This is a genomic window from Streptomyces sp. NPDC007971, assembly GCF_042958635.1.
Classification (GTDB): domain Bacteria; phylum Actinomycetota; class Actinomycetes; order Streptomycetales; family Streptomycetaceae; genus Streptomyces.
On the sequence record NZ_JBIBJK010000009.1, the window covers coordinates 212,159 to 227,581 of the forward strand.

Genomic DNA, 15,423 nt, shown 5'->3' on the forward strand with positions numbered 1-15,423 from the left:
TCCGGCATGTCGAACGTTCCTGCCGACCTCAAGTACACCGACGAGCACGAGTGGATCCGGGCGGAGGCCGACGGCACTCTGACCGTCGGGCTCACCGATCACGCCCAGAACGCGCTCGGAGACATCGTCTTCCTGGAACTGCCCAAGGTCGGCCGCCGGGTGAGCGCCGGAGACGCGATCGGCGTCGTGGAGTCCGTCAAGGCGGCGTCCGACATCTACAGCCCGGTCGCCGGGGAGGTCATCGAGGTCAACGCGGACGCGCTCGACATCCCCGAGGAAGTGAACAGCGAGCCGTACGATGTCTGGCTCTTCAAGATCAAGCTGGTGGACGGCGCAACCACTGCCGACCTGCTGACTGCCGCCGCCTACCGCAAGCTGATCGGCTGAGGCCGGCAGAACCGGCTGAGACCGGCAGGACCGACGGAGTCCGGTTGAGTCGGGCCGGACAGGCTCGGAACGACTGAGGTCGGCCCAGGGCGACCCAGAGCGACCGAGAACGACTGGGGTCGACCGAGACCCGTGTGGCGCCGGTCTTCGGCGCCACACCCGTGGTCCGCGGGCCCACGGTAGGGCAGGTCAGGCGGTTCGCAGATCCTCGGCCGTCGGCAGGGACAGCAGGCGGATGCCTTCGGCCGCGAGAGCATCGGTGCCGCCCTGCCCGCGGTCGATCACGCACAGGGCCTCGTGCATTTGCGCCCCCAGGCCGCGCAGGTCCGCGGTCGACAGCACGATCTGTCCGTCGCTGGTGACCACGTCCTCCACGACCAGCACTCGTCGGCCGGCGACCTCGGCACCCTCCGCGAGTCGGCAGGTGCCGTACGCCTTGGCCTGCTTGCCGACGCATACGCAGGGCGGCCCCGTGTACCGGCCGGTAGGGCCGCAACGGCGGTGTCGGAGCTGCCGTACCTCACTGGCCAACTGGAACTGAACACTCGGAGGCCTGTGCCCGCAGGAGAGGTCTGTTGGGTCATCTCCCGGTACCCTGCTGGTCGTTCGAACGAACGGGAAGTCTCCGCAGCGCCCCGTCGGCCGGTGGGCAGCGCAGGGAGGTCGACGGGTGCCCGGGCCTTCTCGATTGACGTATGCATGACATTTGGAGGTCGTGCCGTGCCGAGTGATCTCGGATTCGACAGACACAGAGAAGCAGAGGCGGGCAGGGCAGAGGCGGGCAGGCCGGTGGACCGCCGTGACGTGCTGCGCCTGGGCACGCTGCTCGCCGCCGGCGGCCTTGCGGCCATGGTGCCCGCAGGTGTTGCCAGGGCGGACACACAAGCCGACGGCAGCCGGGTGACCAAGACCTATCAAGGCCATTCCCCGTTGGGATTCGACCAGTGGGCCTACATCGACTTCGACGTCCCCGCGGGCGTGAACCGCATCTCCGTCACCTCGAGCTTCGATCCCTATGTCCTCGTCCCGGGCGTCATGTCCAACGTCCTGGACATAGGGATCTTCGGCCCGTCGGGATTCCGAGGCTGGTCCGGCGGAGCCAGGCGGGACTTCACCCTCTCGGCGGCCGACGCCACGCCCGGCTACCTTCCCGGGCCGGTCGAAGCAGGCAAGTGGACCGTCGCCCTCGGGCCCATCGTCTACAAGGCCTCCGGCATGGGCTGGCAGGTCGGCGTCACCCTGGACCACGGCTCCCCGCTCCAGCCCGTCCCGTACGACGTCCTGCCCGGCTCGGTCCGTGGCCGGGACACCGGCTGGTACCGCGGCGACCTGCACCTGCACAGCGTCCACTCGGACGGCGCGCGAACCGTGGACCAGATGGTCGCGGACGCCCGCACCGGCAAGCTGGACTTCATCGCCACCTCGGACCACAACACCAGCTCCACCGGCGTGTCCTGGCACGGCAACATTCCCTCCGACCTCCTGGTGATCAACGCGGAGGAGGTCACCACCCGGCACGGCCACTGGCTGGCCCTGGGGTTGCCGCAGGGGGAGTGGGTGGACTGGCGCTACGCCCCCAGCGACGAGGGTGAATTCGACCGGCATGTGCGGCGCGTCCACAGTCTGGGCGGATGCGTGGTTGCCGCACACCCCATGACTCCGGGGCCCGGGTCCTTCTGGGAATTCGGCCTCGATCACGTCGACGCCATGGAGGTGTGGAACGGCCCCTGGACCCTCGACGACGCCGCCAACGTCGTCCTCTGGCACGGCGCTCTCTGTCTCGGCAAACGCATACCGGGCCTCGGCAACAGCGACGCCCACGCCACGACGGACACCATCGGCCTCCCGCACAACGTCGTCAACGCCTCCGCACTGTCCACGACGGCGATCCTGGACTCACTGCGGCACGGCAGGTCCTACGCCGCGGAATCGGCTGCCGTCACCGTGGACTTCACGGCCTCAGGTGCCGGCCGCACCGCCGGTCCGGGTGAGGAACTGCCGCTGGGTGCCTTCGACGCGGTCGACGTCACCGCCGTCGTCTCCGGCGCCCCCGACACCGTGGTCACCCTCTACACGGAGTGGGGGATCATGGCATCGGCATCCATAGGTGACAGCGGATCCGGGCAACTGCACTGGCGCGGATGGGGCAAGGCCTCGCTGTTCGCCCGCGCCGAAGTGCGCCGCCTGCAACCCGGCTCCACCACGCTCGACCAGATGGTGGCCATCACCAACCCCGTCTGGTTCTACAGCGCGAACCGTCCGCCGTACGCCATCGAGAAGCGCGTCCTGTTCCAGAGCGCCCGCAGGCCGGACGGAAGCTGGACCCGAATGAGGCCCTTGCCCGGTGCCGGGGGCGACGCCGCCTTCGCCGGAATCCAGGTCTCCGCCGCCGGTATGCCCGACGGTTCCGTACAGGTCCTGGGGCTGAAACCCGACAACAGCCTCTGGATCGCCACCCTCGACGGCTCCGCCGTGTCCCGCCCCTGGCAGCGTCTGGACGGACCCGACGAGCAGAACGACCTCCCCGTGCGCGAGGCGGCCGTCACGGCTCTGCCCGACGGAACCAGCCAGCTCGTTGCCACCGGTACGGACGGCACGCTGTACCACCAGCTGCGCCGCACCGACGGCACGCTGACCGGTTTCCGCCCGGTTCCCGGCCTCACACCGGGCAGCACCTGGGGTGCCACGAAGGCCGCGCTGGCCGGCATGCCCGACGGCTCGGTGCAGGTCCTGTCCTACAACACGGACGGCGCCATGTACCTGTGCGTCCGCCGCGCGGACGGATCCTGGACGGCCTGGACCCGGCCGGCCGGGTTCGGCGGTGCTCCCGCCTTCTCCGGCCCGGCCCTGGCGATCACGGGTCTGCCCGACGGCTCCTCCCAGGTCGCGGCGATCGGTCTCGACGGGTGCGTCTACCACCAGGTGCGCCATCCCGACGGGCGGTGGGACGGCTTTGCTCCTCCCGCGGGCGTCCACGCGAACAGAATGGGCGCCAGCAGCGTCGACATCGCGGGCATGCCCGACGGTTCGGCCCAGGTGGTCGCCGTCGGCCGCGACGGCAACGTCTGGTACGCCATCAGGAAGGACAACGTCTCCTGGACCGCCTTCGCCCAGGTCGCGGGCCCGGGCGGAGCCGCCCCGTTCCCGGCCGGCCAGGTCCGCATCACCGCCCTCGCCGACGGCACCGCACAGGTCCTGGGCATCAGCGCCGGGTAGCGGGCCGGGAGGGCTGGTGGCCTGGCGCCGACCGAAGACGACCGGCCCGGCGGCAGGCCACCCCGCCCCGGACAGGGCGGCCCCGGCCCGGACAGGGCGGCCCCCCTCGCGGCCGGGTACGGCCCCCGGCCGGGAACGGCTCCCCTCGGCCGGGCGCGGTCGCCCCGCGCCCGGCGTGGCCGCCCGGGGCGCCGGTTCGCAGTGCCCGGCTCGCGGAGCCCGGCCCGCGTTGGGATCCCGGCGTGACCGCAGCCTCGGGCAAAGAAGTCCGGCACGCGCCGACGATCCGGTGATCTCGCGGGAGCCGCCCGGTCCGTGTTCTGGAACTCCTAGACCACGGCCTGGCGTGCCACGCGGTAGCGGAGGTGGACGACTCTTGAGCCGAAGGTGCGGGTCTCGACGAGTTCGAGATCCACCCGGCGCTCGTGCTGGGGGAAGAACGGAATGCCACCGCCCACCAGCACCGGGTAGACCCTGGCCCGGTACTCGTCGATCAGACCCAGCGCGGCCGCCTCGGCGGCGAGAGTCGCGCCGCCGATCGCGATGTCGCCCTGCGCCGGCTCGGCTCGCAACCGCTCGATCTCCTCCGCCAGGCCGCCGGAGGCCAGACGGGCGTTGCCCTGCACCGTCGACAGCGTCGTGGAGAACACCACCTTGGGGAGCGGCTTCCAGAGCGCGGCCCATTCGAGCATCGATGCGTCGAGCGATGGATCCTGAGCGGCGGTCTCCCAGAACAGCATCGTCTCGTACAGCCGTCGTCCCAGCAGGTGGACGCCCGTCTCCCGGATCTCGTCGGTGACGAAGCGAGAGACCTCCTCGTCGGGCGCCGTCCAGCCGAAGTCGTTGTGCGGCCCGACGATGTAGCCGTCGAGGGAGATGCCCATCGAGTAGGTCACGCTGCGCATCAGAAGTCCTCCTCCGGAACGGGTTCGACACTACGACCGCCCGCCGCCGCAGGACTCATCGCGGCTCGCGGGATCCGCTCAGATCTGCCCGCCCCACGCGAAGATCATCACGAAGGACGACGATCTGTCGAAACACGACCTGGGCGAGACCTGGGCGCGGTCCAGACGCGGCCTACGCGTCCTTGTTGGCCTTGAGCTTCCCCCACACCGTGCTGAGTGCTTGCAGATCGTCCTGGTCGAGGAGATCCGTGAAGACAGGGGCCAGGCACTCGCGGCGGGTGGCGTCGGCCGCCTCGAAGAGCCGGTGTCCCTCCGGAGTGAGCGCGACCTCGACGGAGCGGGCATCGCGTGGCGAGGGCGTGCGGGTGACCAGGCCGCGGCTCTGGAGGGCGTCGACGACGCGTGAGACCTGGCTGCGGCTGAGCATGGTGCTGTTGCCCAGGACCGAGGCCGGAACGGGGTCGGGGCTGGAGGCCAGCCATAGCAGCACCTCGAACCAGGAGACCGGCAGGTCGTGCGCCTTGCTCAGGGCGCGGTCCACGCGGTCCGTCAGGACGGTCCCGGCCCAGACCAGCCCGTAGAAGGCATGGTCGGCCACAGGCATCTCCGCCTGGGAGAGCTTCTTCTTCGCCATATCACCAGCTTAGCGGTTGCGTGTACACGCACGTAAATGCATTATGGTGTGTGTACACGCACTCAAATGCGTCGACATTCTCGTGCCACGAAAGGCCTCCCCATGTCTTCCCAGTCCCCCAAGGTCGTCCTCATCACCGGCACCTCCTCCGGCATCGGCCTCGCGGCAGCCGTCTCCGCCGCCCGCGCCGGCTGGACGACGGTCGCCACGCTGCGTGACCCCAGCCGCTCCGACGCCCTGCGCAAGGCCGCCGCCGAGGCGGGGGTGGAGCTCGACATCCGCCGGCTCGACGTCACCGACGAGGCCTCGATCACGTCCGCGATCGACGGCGTGCTCGCCGACTACGGACACCTGGACGCCCTCGTCAACAACGCCGGTGCCGGACACCTCGGCACCCTGGAGAACGAGTCCGTGGCCGAGGTCCGCAAGGTCATGGAGGTCAACTTCTTCGGCGTGCTCCACGTCTCCAAGGCGGCCATGCCCCACCTGCGCGCCTCCGGCGGCCGTCTGATCACCGTCACCAGCGTCGGCGGCGTCATCGGGCAGCCCTTCAACGAGGCCTACTGCGCGGCCAAGTTCGCCGTCGAGGGATACATGGAGAGCCTCGCCCCCGTGGCCGCGGCGCACGGGGTCTCCGTCTCCGTGGTCGAGCCGGGCGCCGTCGCCACCGAGTTCGTCGCCAACGTCGGCGTCGACCTGCAAGAGGCCGTGGCCGGTGCCGGGGTGTACGCGCCCCAGCTGAGCGCCTACGTGAACCGTACGGTGGGGCAGTTCCTGGACGGCGCACAGACCGCCGAGGGCGCCGCCGAGGCCGTGATCGAGGCCCTGACCGCGGACGAGCCCGCCTTCCGCCTCCAGACCTCCGACTGGGCCCGGGGCTTCGTGGGCACCAAGATCACCGACCTGGACGGCTCCGCGGTCGTCGGCATCACCAAGGGCTGGGTCGCCTGACCCGTACACACCCGGCGAGGGGGCGCCGGACAAGTGCCCCCGGCGGGTATCCGCAGTTCGGCGGCTGCAAGGCACCGCACCGACGTCCGTCGGGCCCGCCAGGCCCGACGGACGTGATTGATCGTCAGGTAGTGCGGCCCGTAGCGGTGTTGATGTCGATGACGGCGCGCTGAAGGTCTCCCTGAGGCCGGTGGCCCAGGTCGTCGATCGCCACGATGTTCACGTTGCGGGCCAGATCAGGCGCCCGCCAGTCCGTCCGCAGCTTCGTGAGCAGCTGAGGGTTCAGACCACTGGCGAGGTACATGAGGTAGTTGTCCCGGACGGACGCCGGGAAGAACGGCGAGAGCAACCGGATCAGGAACAGCTGGGGTATCTGCAGGTCCGGCTGGACGATGCTCGACAGCACGAAGAAGCGGCCGGTGTCCGCCCCCGGGTCCCGGGCGAGTGCCGCCTGGTTGAGGGACAGTGTCTGGTCGTAGATCTGCTGCGGCGGGCTGCCGTTGAAGAAGGCCTTGAGGATCTCCCACCAGGACGGGTCTCCTGCCGGGTAGCTGCCCCGGTCGGAGACGCTGTCCGCGTGCCAGGCCCACGGCTCGTCGACCGCTGCCGACGAGTCGATGAGCACGACGTTCTTCCCGGCCTTGACGAAGTCGCCGTACGTGGAGGCCGGGGACAGGTCGGTCCTGGTGGCGACCCGGGAGCCGAACAGGTCCCGCAGCCTGGTCAGCGGCTCCTTGGTGTCGGCACCCGCCGGAGCGGTGAGCGACACACTGATGACGACGACCTCCGAGGGGTGCTCGGCGACCCAGCGCTCGACCGAGGCCGCCTCGCCCGAGACATCGTCGAAGAACGCTCCTCCCATCGGGGCACCGTGAAAGGTCCTCCACTGGCCGCCCTCGAAGCACAGCCGCAGGTCGAGATAGCGGGCTCCCTCGTCGAGCTGGTCGGTGAGGCTGCCGCTCTGGGACCGCGAGATGCTGGCGGCCAGCCGCGGGTCGAGTGAGGCGGCGTTGTAGGACCAGCCGCTGGTGCACAGCCCGGGGTCGGCCGGGATGCTCCAGCTGCCGGAGTCGTGGCTGCCGGGCATCGCGATCCGGTTCAGCGGCCGGTCGTCGAGGTAGCCGTGCATGTCGCCCATCCAGCGCGACAGGTCCACCGTCGCGGCAGAGGCCCGGCCCGCCGGCGCGGCCGGGGCAGCCTGTGCAGGTCCGTGGCCGATCATCATGGCCGCGACAGCGAGGATCAGGGCGACCAGACCGGCCGCCGGTCTCCGTGAGCGAGTTGTGTCCGTTCCACGTCTCATCGTCGTACGCCCTCCTTGGGGGAAGAGGCCGAGTGCGCGCCCCGAGAGGGTAGAGGGCGGTCGACGCGATGCCCAGAGATTCTTCCCAAGGGCGCCCGAAGGTTGGGACGGCGTCGGACGGCTGATCGTGAGGATGACGGCGCACCCGCCTCGGCCTACCAGGAGGCGCCGACGACCGGAGCCGTCCCGTGCCCGGCCGGCCGGGGCCGGCGGCTCCAGAGCCGATCGGATCCTTCGGGATGCCCAGAGGCCCAGGTGGTGATTCGGCCGAGGACGAGGACTCCGTCGCGTACCACAAGTCGTCGGCGATGAACGGCGAACTCACCAAGATCGAGGACATCGTCCCGTGGGTGCGCCACCTGCTCACCGACGGCTGGTGGGCCAACGGCCAGACCCTGTTCGTCAACGGCGGCTACACCACCCGTTGACCGCCCTGCGGCACCCGGCCGACCACCCGGAGCGCGGTGGTACGCCCGTCCCGCGGCCGGCTCCCGGGGCCGATAACCCGAGGACAGCAAGTCCGCAGACCGTCCACACTGCAGGCATGGCTCATCCTGATCAAGAGGTTCCGGTCCCCGGATTCCGCTGCAAGCCCACCCTCGACGGCGAGCAGGTCCTGCTCCGGCCGGTCGGGGCGGACGACGTCGCCGCTCTGCTGCCCATGTTCCAGGACGCGCGGACCGCCCGGCTGACCGGCAGTCACGGCGCGGACGAGCCGGACGAGGCACGGCTGCGGGCCTGGTACGGCACGCGTGGCGACCAGGACGACCGACTGGACCTCGCCGTGGTGGAGAAGGCGACGGGGCAGGTCGTCGGGGAGGCGGTGCTCAACGAGTGGGACGCCGACAACGAGAGCTGTAGCTTCCGCATCGCCTTCGTGCCCGGCGCCCAGGGGCGCGGGCTGGGGACCGAGGCGACCCGGCTGATCGTCGGTCACGGCTTCGAGACGCTCGGACTGCATCGCATCTCACTGGAGGTCTACGCGTTCAATCCGCGGGCCCGCCGCGTGTACGAGAAGGCGGGCTTCGTCCCCGAGGGGGTGCTGCGGGACGCGCTGCTGTGGGAGGGCGACCGGGTGGACGCCACCGTCATGTCGATCCTTGCGCCGGAGTGGTTCACACACCGTGGCCGTCCCGCTCGGGCCGGCCGGTCGTCGTAGACCGAGGCCGCAGCTGTCGCGGGAGACGTCCCAGCCATGACGTGGCCGAGCCGGCGGACAGTCTTCTAGGATCTGTTTCGTGATCGCTGATCTGCAGTGTGTGGTGCTGGACTGCCCGGATCCCGGTGAACTCGCCGAGTTCTACCAGTCGCTCCTCGGCGGCACCGTCAACCAGCCGGACCGGCGATGGGCGCTCAGCGAGGACTGGGCCACTTTGCACACGGCGTCCGGTCTCGTCCTGGCCTTCCAGCGGGTGACGGAGTACCAGGCGCCGCTGTGGCCGGACCCGAGCCGGCCGCAGCAGTGTCATCTGGATTTCGGTGTCGCCGACCTGGACCGCGCTCAGGAAGAGGTGCTGGACCAGGGCGCCAGGGTGCTGGACGACGGTGCGGACGGCCGGAGTTGGCGGATCTTTGCCGACCCCGCGGGTCATCCGTTCTGTCTGGTCCGTCACTGACCGTACGGCACGTTGCCTGTCGTGGGTTCGGGCCCACAGGGGGCACAACGCTCCTTCAGCAGCGGCCCTACAAGCCGATGTTGGTGAGGGGGATGTTCCAGTCGTTGCTCTCGCCGTCCCGAGCCGCTGCCGGTACCGCGGACAGCAGCATCCCGGCGACGACAACGGCCAGGACGGCGACGACACGGCGCTTCATGATTCCTCCAGGGCGACGACGGTGCCGACGGCGCCGGCCACTCTGCCGGGCGACGACGATGCCGACCACCCTGCTCCGGGCCGACGGCCTCGCCCATACGGACACGCCGCTCGGCCGGCGGTTTCGCCGGTGGTTTCAGCCGCTCGGCGACGGTGTTCCTCCCTGCGAGCTGTCGTCGGTCGTCAGGGCCGGGGGCGTCTGCGGGCCGCGGGGCCGATGGTCAGGAGTGGCCGGTAATGGCCCTTCGGACAGGGCTCACCGATGGGCTGCTCCTCGGCTTCGACCCAGGCGTGGGCGGCGAACGGCTGGGTGCGCACCCCGGTGCACCAGGTCGGCCACACGCCCCGGAACCGGCAGAGCAGGGCGGTGGCGATCGAGCGTTGAAGGCAGTGCTGTCCGGCGCAGCGCAGGCTGACCGACACCACCGCGTCGCGTGCGGCGAGGGCTTGGGCGATGGTGGCGGGCTCCGCGCCACGGCGGGCCAGTTCGAGGATCCGGCGCAGTCGCGCCGGCCGGAGGCGGGCCAGAGGGCGGGCGAGAGCCACGGCCAGCAGTGGCAGCACGCGTCGGTGCGGGGGCAGCCGCCGCTGTTCCGACAGGGTGACGGGCACGGTCACGAGGTCACCACCAGGCCCGATGAACTCAGCTGGGAGACGATGGACCGCACGTCGCGCTCGGCCCGCTCGGGCGGGATCGCGTGACGGTCGGCGAGTTCGGCGGCGATGTCGTCGGGTGTGCAGCCGTCGAGCAGCCGGCGCAGCACGCCCGCGCCCGTGCTGTTGAGCTGCCAGTACCGCCCGGTGGTCAGATGCAGCAGGACGGTTCCGTCGTCGGTGTCGGTGGAGACTACGTCAGGGTGCAGGAGCATCGTGTTCCCTAGGCCGTGGGACGGGGTGAAGTGGCCGTGCGCAGCCAGAGTTCGCAGCCGAGCAGGGCTTCCAGTGCGAAGACCGTGCTGAGGTCGCGCTGGGGCGCCAGGAGCCGGGTGCGGAGTGTGTCCACGTCGACGAGTCCGCGCCGGGCCAGTGCGGAGTCGGCGAAGAGGTTCAGGATCGCGGGAAGGTTGTCGGTGAGTCCCTGACGCAGGTCCTGGCCGAATTCGCCCTTGGTGGACCTGCCCAGGATCGCCGACGGCACGATGCCGCGCATCGCCTCGGCGAGCAGTGGTTTGTAGTGCCGTGGATCGGCGTGCTCATGGGTCCGGACCCGCAGAACCGCTTCGAGGACGCGCGGGTCGTAGTAGGGCAGATCCAGGCGCACCCCGGCGTCCGCGAAGATGCGTGCCGTCAGCCGGTAGTGGGCTGCCGTGGTGCGTACGGCCAGCAGCGTCTGATGCTGGCCGAGGTCGTCACTGAGCGGCCGGGCCTGCTGGGCCGTGTCCCTCAGCGCCTGGCGGACCAGGTCGAGGCCCGCAGGGGTCATCCAGGGCGGTGCCTGTACGGCCTGCAGGCCCCAGCCCAGGGCCGGTGCCCGCGGCGGTAGGGGTGTGCCAAGGTTGTCCGCCTGGGCGTGCCACCATCCGGCCACGGTTCCCGGGCGCAGCAATCCCGTGAGCGCCGGGCGCAACGGCCAGCGCTTGAGCGCCCGGTTCTGGCGCAGCCGTCGCAGGGCGAGCGCGCGGTGGTGCCGCAACAGCGGAGCCAGGTATCCCGGGAAGGGCACGAACAGTTCGTCGCCGCCGTGGCCCGCCAGATGCCGACGGAAGCCGTGGCGGGCCAGCAGCTGTGCGTTGTGCCGCAGGCGGGCGGCGGCGCGGTTGGTGACCAGGGGCTGTTCGGCTTCGACCGGTGTGTTCTCGAGGTCGAAGATCGACGGAAGCTCGCGCTGCGCGATCACCAGATGCTCGGCACGGTCCAGTGCCCGGATGGCCCGGCCCGCGAAGTCGGCGTCGTCGTTGGCCGCGTCGGCCTCGGCCCAGCGCAGCGTCAGCATCGTCGGTGTGTGGCGGGCGGCCAGGAAGCACAGCGACGTCGAATCCATGCCGCCGGACAGATCGGCACTCACCCGCCCGTCGGCCGGAGCGCGATCCTGCACCGCTGTGGTGAGCGCCTCCCGTACCCCGACAGCGCCGTCGCGCAAGGACAGCTGCGGTGCAGGAGGGTTCCACCAGACTCTCTCGTCGGCCTGGTCCCGGGTCCACTCCAGACACCGGTCGGGTGCCAGTGAGGAGATGCCCGTCCACAGGGACCGCTCGTTGAGCGGGGGTGCCAGAGCAAGGCCGCCGGCCATCCGTACGGCCAGGGACTGCTCGTCGACCGCGGCGCCGATCATCCCGGCGAGCACGTCGGCCCGGTCCGACGCCACGTGCACGCCGTCGAGGCGGGTGTGGAAAATGCGGTTCAGTCCGCTGATGCTGCCCTGCGCACGCACCTGCCCGTCCACCGACGCCAGCAGGTGGACGGAGCCCGGGAGCCGCGAGGCCAGTGCGTCCACGTCCGTGAGGGTGGTGATCGCCGACGCCAGTTTTGAGAGCCGCTCCTCGCCGACCGGGCAGTCACCGAACACGGCCAGACGCACCTGGCCCGCCGTGGCCGTCGCGATCTGGTCGTCCGCCCAGGACCCCACCAGCCACGGCCGGCCCGACAGGTGCAGAACCACCCGCGGCGATGCGAACGTCATCCGCGTCCGCATCGCCGCAGCAGCAGTCGTGTCCGGCAGGATCACAAATGCCGGCATCGTCAATCAGGTGTAGAGACCGAAGATCGAGTCGAGATGAAAACCGCCGAACCCGAGCGTGTCTTCGCTGAATTCGCCGACCTCGACCAGCATCGGAGGAACGTACGGCTCAGCTTCCTGCTCTTCCACAGAACCTCCCTGGAGACGTCAACTACCTTACGGAGCCTACAAGTTCGTGACGATTGTGATCAACCGTTGTGCTGGTCGTCACAGTTCGCGGTTGCGATCTCGGGTCGGCCACCGGGTCGTCCGGAGCGGTGCCGGCCGCGTGCGGTCGCAGCCGGCCGGGCTGCACATCTCCGCCCGGAGGACGTCGTCCTGCCGGGCGCCGGGACCCACGCGCCCGAGTGCTGATCACGCACCAGAAATGCATGTCGGCGTACCGGCGCCGTGCCCTACGGTGTCGACGTGCAAGCGTCGAGACGGAGTTACCGGTACGTCGGCCCGGAGGATGTCAGGGCCGCCGTCGGTCCGGACGACGGCGGGGCCGTCATCCGTACAGCGGCCGACTTCGCGAACTGGGCAACTGCACAGACCGCCGGGGACCTGGCGGAGCCCTTCACCTTCGTCGTCGGCATGGACGGTGTCCTGCGGCTGGCCCCTCGGCGCAGCGAACACATCGCCTGCGCGGGCGAGGACCGCGTGCTCAGCGCCGGGGAGATGAGTTTTTGCGGCGACGGCGGCTGCTGGCGAGTGGACGAGGTCAGCAACCAGTCGACCGGGTACTGCCCGGACACCACGTCCTGGGCGTCGGTGGCAGAGGCGCTCGATCGAGCCGGGCTCGACCACCCGGACTCGTTCACCCATGAAGTGATCTTCCGGCGTTGTCCCGGCTGCCAGGAGCGCACCATCGTGCGGGAGGGTCACTTCGTCTGCGTCTTCTGCGACTCGGACCTGCCCGCGCGCTGGAACCTCGACCAGCGAGTCCCCCGAGGCAACCGCGGCTCGTCCGGACCGGCAGTGCGGTGATCTCGCGCTCGGGTTTGTGGTGGGTCTCGGGGCGGGCGACGACGTAGTACGCCAGCATCGTGTCCCGGACGCCGTGCGCAAGATCGGCGATCCGTCGGGCAGCCGGGCCGATGCCGGCTGCGTGAACCGGGCGGGCACCTGCGGTGTTGAGGTCACCGTCGACGTCTTCTGATCGTCTTCGGCGATGGCGAAGCTGTCCTCTTGAGCCAAACGGAATCCGCGGTGGCTCTCTCCTTCGTCCGTCGTCGGCCGACCGCGTCCCTGTCCGTGCCCCGCCCGGTACTCGGCCACCACTGTCCAGGCGCTCGGGGACGCCGGTGATCAGGACCGGTGACGACACTCCTGGGTGACGGCGCCCCTGTCAGACGGCGACGATCAGAAAGAGCCCGTAGGCGGCGACCGCCAGGCACGCGCAGATGCACAGCGCCGCTGCCGCGGTGCGCGTCGCCCGGTGGCCGCCCCGGGCTCGTCCCTGGCCGCCGCCGTCGGGCCAGGCGGCGATGCCGAGAGAGAACAGCACGACCGTGAGCAGCGTGACACCGAGGCTCACACCGAAGACGCCGCCGAAAGTGCTCCAGTGGATGTCCATCGTTCGGCTCCTTCCGCCGGCGGACAAGACGTCGCCCTGCTCACGCCGCGGTCTCTCCCGCGGGCTGGGGCAAGGGGGCAGGCAGTTCGTTGACGTTGTCGGGGGTCACCGGTCGACGGCGCGACAGGGCCCAGAAGCCGGCCGCCGAGGCGGCCGCCGCGGCAGCCACCAGGGCCACGCCCGCGGTGCCGTGGCCGGCGATCCACGCCGCCGCGCCGCCGACGGCCGCAGCCGCGGGCAGCGTCAGCAGCCAGGACAGTGCGATGCGTCCGGCCGTCCCCCACCGCACCTCGGCCAGTTTGCGGCCCAGGCCCGCGCCCAGGATGCTGCCGGTGCACACCTGCGTGGTCGAGAGGGGAAATCCCATGTGGGACGAGGCGAGGATCACGGCTGTCGCGCTGGTCTCGGCCGCGAAGCCCTGCGGCGCCTCGATGTCGGTGAGCCCTCTGCCCATGGTGCGGATGATCCGCCAGCCACCCGTGTAGGTGCCGAGCGCGATCGCCAGCCCGGAGGTGAGCACCACCCACCAGGGCGGCCCGGAGTCGTGGGCCAGCACCCCGGCGGAGATGAGGGCGAGGGTGATGACGCCCATGGTCTTCTGCGCGTCGTTGGTGCCGTGTGCCAGTGCAACCAGCGAGGCCGAACCGACCTGCCCCCGACGGAACCCGCGCTGCGCCCGATCGGGAGTCGTTCGCCGGGTGATGAGGTAGGCGAAGTAGGTCGCCAGGACTGCCACGATGCCGGCGACGATCGGGGAGAGGACGGCAGGAATCAGAATCTTTTCCACGATCGCCCCGAATTTCACCGCGGATCCGCCGGCGCCCACCCAGACGGCGCCGATCAGTCCGCCGAACAGCGCGTGCGACGAACTGGACGGCAGGCCGGCGAGCCAGGTCATGAGGTTCCACAGGATGGCGCCGACAAGACCGGCGAAGATCATCACGAGGGACACCTTGGCGTCGTTCACGATGCCGCCCGAGATGGTTTTGGCCACGGCCGTGGACACGAATGCGCCCACCAGGTTCAGCACACCTGCGACGGCGACGGCGAGGCGTGGTCTCAGAGCCCCCGTGGCCACCGAGGTCGCCATCGAGTTGGCCGTGTCGTGGAAGCCGTTGGTGAAGTCGAAGGCAAGAGCCGTCAGAACGACGACGATGAGTAGGAACGAGACGGAACCCACGGGGAAACCTCCCGAGGCAGGCCGGAGTTCGCGCCCGCCGTGCGTGCCCGCCCGGACGTGCCTGCCTTTCCACGCTAAGCGGCGCTTCCGGAGCCCGCGACCGCGGCGTGGCCCAGTTGGGGCACCGCTCATGAACGAGGACGATCCGCCGAAGCAATCCACGGTGGCCTCGTCCACCGTGAAGGTGTCCGCTTCGTCAGCCGCCGGGTCCGGCGCTGCCGTGGACACCCGGGGGCGGAGCGACCGTGGGCGCCGAGGGCGCTTCGACGGCCGGGGCGTCGAGGCATAGCAGGCCCACGGGTTCACCGTCGTCGATCACGGGCACGCGCCGGACCGAGCGCTCGCGCATCGTCCGGGGCGCTGTACTCGCGCTCCCTGCAGGGTTCCCCACTCGGCACTCCTCACCGCGTGCTGGGTACCCGGCAGGAGACGCAGTCCAGAGCCGCACTGCGCAGGCGGTCAGTAGCCGCCCAGCAGTGTGCGCACCGCGCGCAGGGCTTCGGGCCCGGCGTCGCTGTGCCAGCGGGTGGGGTCGGCCGGGCGCCGTCTCCAGAGAAGGAGAACCCGCACGGCAGCATCGCTCTCGATGGTGGCGGGACCCTCGGGGGCAGCGAAGGCGATGCCCGTTCCGTCCGTGTCGGCGGTGACCACGACGTCGTCCGGCCCAGGGCGGTACGGCGACCGTCCGGCCTCGGCACGGCAACGCGCCGACCGCAGACTTCGCGCCGACCGCGGACTCCGCGCCGGTCTTGGCGCTCATCGCCCGCGCCGACGGTGCATGGCAGCTGGTTGCGTACACCC

The 15,423-nt window shown here is 70.6% G+C and carries 18 protein-coding genes and 1 pseudogene; 7 read left to right on the top strand and 12 right to left on the bottom strand.

Features of this window, described 5'->3' with window-relative positions; translation table 11 throughout:
- Positions 1-6 precede the first annotated feature (6 nt).
- Complete coding sequence (gene gcvH, locus ACFZCP_RS20845) at positions 7-387, top strand: glycine cleavage system protein GcvH (protein WP_391428666.1); 381 nt, start codon at positions 7-9, stop codon at positions 385-387.
- Positions 388-576: 189 nt separating this feature from the next.
- Here gcvH and ACFZCP_RS20850 read toward each other — a convergent pair whose 3' ends face one another.
- The gene (locus tag ACFZCP_RS20850) at positions 577-918 is read right to left on the bottom strand and encodes a hypothetical protein (RefSeq protein ID WP_391428668.1); all 342 of its coding nucleotides are present in this window, start codon (positions 916-918) and stop codon (positions 577-579) included.
- Between the two features lie 258 nt (positions 919-1,176).
- Here ACFZCP_RS20850 and ACFZCP_RS20855 point away from each other — a divergent pair, with 258 nt between their 5' ends.
- Positions 1,177-3,603, top strand: a complete 2,427-nt coding sequence (locus tag ACFZCP_RS20855; RefSeq protein WP_391428670.1) for a CehA/McbA family metallohydrolase — start codon at positions 1,177-1,179, stop codon at positions 3,601-3,603.
- A gap of 329 nt (positions 3,604-3,932) precedes the next feature.
- On the opposite strand, the gene ACFZCP_RS20860 is transcribed toward ACFZCP_RS20855, so the two are convergent.
- Both ACFZCP_RS20860 and ACFZCP_RS20865 read right to left on the bottom strand, forming a co-directional pair.
- A complete protein-coding gene (locus ACFZCP_RS20860) occupies positions 3,933-4,508 on the bottom strand; it encodes a dihydrofolate reductase family protein (RefSeq protein WP_391428672.1) in 576 nt (191 codons plus the stop codon).
- Between the two features lie 172 nt (positions 4,509-4,680).
- Positions 4,681-5,142, bottom strand: a complete 462-nt coding sequence (locus tag ACFZCP_RS20865; protein WP_391428674.1) for a MarR family transcriptional regulator — start codon at positions 5,140-5,142, stop codon at positions 4,681-4,683.
- A 102-nt stretch (positions 5,143-5,244) separates the two neighbouring features.
- Between ACFZCP_RS20865 and ACFZCP_RS20870 the strand changes: the two genes are divergently transcribed.
- Positions 5,245-6,093, top strand: a complete 849-nt coding sequence (locus tag ACFZCP_RS20870) for an SDR family NAD(P)-dependent oxidoreductase (protein WP_391428676.1) — start codon at positions 5,245-5,247, stop codon at positions 6,091-6,093.
- Between the two features lie 124 nt (positions 6,094-6,217).
- Here the strand turns inward: ACFZCP_RS20870 and ACFZCP_RS20875 are convergent, their stop codons facing one another.
- Positions 6,218-7,396 (bottom strand): hypothetical protein, encoded by a 1,179-nt coding sequence (locus ACFZCP_RS20875; protein ID WP_391428678.1) that lies wholly within the window; start codon positions 7,394-7,396, stop codon positions 6,218-6,220.
- 284 nt (positions 7,397-7,680) lie between these two features.
- Here ACFZCP_RS20875 and ACFZCP_RS20880 point away from each other — a divergent pair.
- The 3 genes and pseudogenes from ACFZCP_RS20880 to ACFZCP_RS20890 form a co-directional block, all read left to right on the top strand.
- Positions 7,681-7,824 (top strand): annotated as a pseudogene (locus tag ACFZCP_RS20880) (short-chain dehydrogenase); the annotation flags it as partial.
- A gap of 116 nt (positions 7,825-7,940) precedes the next feature.
- Positions 7,941-8,555, top strand: coding sequence for a GNAT family N-acetyltransferase (locus ACFZCP_RS20885; protein ID WP_391428680.1), 615 nt, complete (start codon positions 7,941-7,943; stop codon positions 8,553-8,555).
- Between the two features lie 79 nt (positions 8,556-8,634).
- Entirely contained in the window at positions 8,635-9,012 is a 378-nt protein-coding gene (locus ACFZCP_RS20890; RefSeq protein WP_362696264.1) for a VOC family protein, read from the top strand.
- Positions 9,013-9,079: 67 nt separating this feature from the next.
- On the opposite strand, the gene ACFZCP_RS20895 is transcribed toward ACFZCP_RS20890, so the two are convergent.
- From ACFZCP_RS20895 to ACFZCP_RS20915, 5 genes are all read right to left on the bottom strand, one after another.
- On the bottom strand, positions 9,080-9,208 hold the full coding sequence (locus ACFZCP_RS20895; protein ID WP_362696266.1) for a hypothetical protein: 129 nt from the start codon (positions 9,206-9,208) through the stop codon (positions 9,080-9,082).
- A 182-nt stretch (positions 9,209-9,390) separates the two neighbouring features.
- A complete protein-coding gene (locus ACFZCP_RS20900; protein ID WP_362696268.1) occupies positions 9,391-9,825 on the bottom strand; it encodes a lasso peptide biosynthesis B2 protein in 435 nt (144 codons plus the stop codon).
- A complete protein-coding gene (locus ACFZCP_RS20905; RefSeq protein ID WP_391428684.1) occupies positions 9,822-10,076 on the bottom strand; it encodes a lasso peptide biosynthesis PqqD family chaperone in 255 nt (84 codons plus the stop codon). Before ACFZCP_RS20905 ends, ACFZCP_RS20900 begins: the two co-directional genes overlap by 4 nt.
- Positions 10,077-10,084: 8 nt before the next feature.
- Complete coding sequence (locus ACFZCP_RS20910; RefSeq protein ID WP_391428686.1) at positions 10,085-11,827, bottom strand: lasso peptide isopeptide bond-forming cyclase; 1,743 nt, start codon at positions 11,825-11,827, stop codon at positions 10,085-10,087.
- A gap of 63 nt (positions 11,828-11,890) precedes the next feature.
- Entirely contained in the window at positions 11,891-12,013 is a 123-nt protein-coding gene (locus ACFZCP_RS20915; RefSeq protein WP_362696274.1) for a lasso RiPP family leader peptide-containing protein, read from the bottom strand.
- Between the two features lie 279 nt (positions 12,014-12,292).
- On the opposite strand from ACFZCP_RS20915, the gene ACFZCP_RS20920 reads away from it, so the two are divergent.
- A complete protein-coding gene (locus tag ACFZCP_RS20920) occupies positions 12,293-12,853 on the top strand; it encodes a hypothetical protein (RefSeq protein WP_391428689.1) in 561 nt (186 codons plus the stop codon).
- Between the two features lie 361 nt (positions 12,854-13,214).
- Here ACFZCP_RS20920 and ACFZCP_RS20925 read toward each other — a convergent pair whose 3' ends face one another.
- The 3 genes from ACFZCP_RS20925 to ACFZCP_RS20935 form a co-directional block, all read right to left on the bottom strand.
- A complete protein-coding gene (locus ACFZCP_RS20925; protein ID WP_391428691.1) occupies positions 13,215-13,442 on the bottom strand; it encodes a hypothetical protein in 228 nt (75 codons plus the stop codon).
- A 40-nt stretch (positions 13,443-13,482) separates the two neighbouring features.
- Positions 13,483-14,622 (bottom strand): inorganic phosphate transporter, encoded by a 1,140-nt coding sequence (locus ACFZCP_RS20930; RefSeq protein WP_391428693.1) that lies wholly within the window; start codon positions 14,620-14,622, stop codon positions 13,483-13,485.
- A 459-nt stretch (positions 14,623-15,081) separates the two neighbouring features.
- Positions 15,082-15,273: a hypothetical protein gene (locus ACFZCP_RS20935; protein ID WP_391428695.1), complete on the bottom strand. Its 192-nt coding sequence runs from the start codon at positions 15,271-15,273 to the stop codon at positions 15,082-15,084.
- Positions 15,274-15,423: the final 150 nt, after the last annotated feature.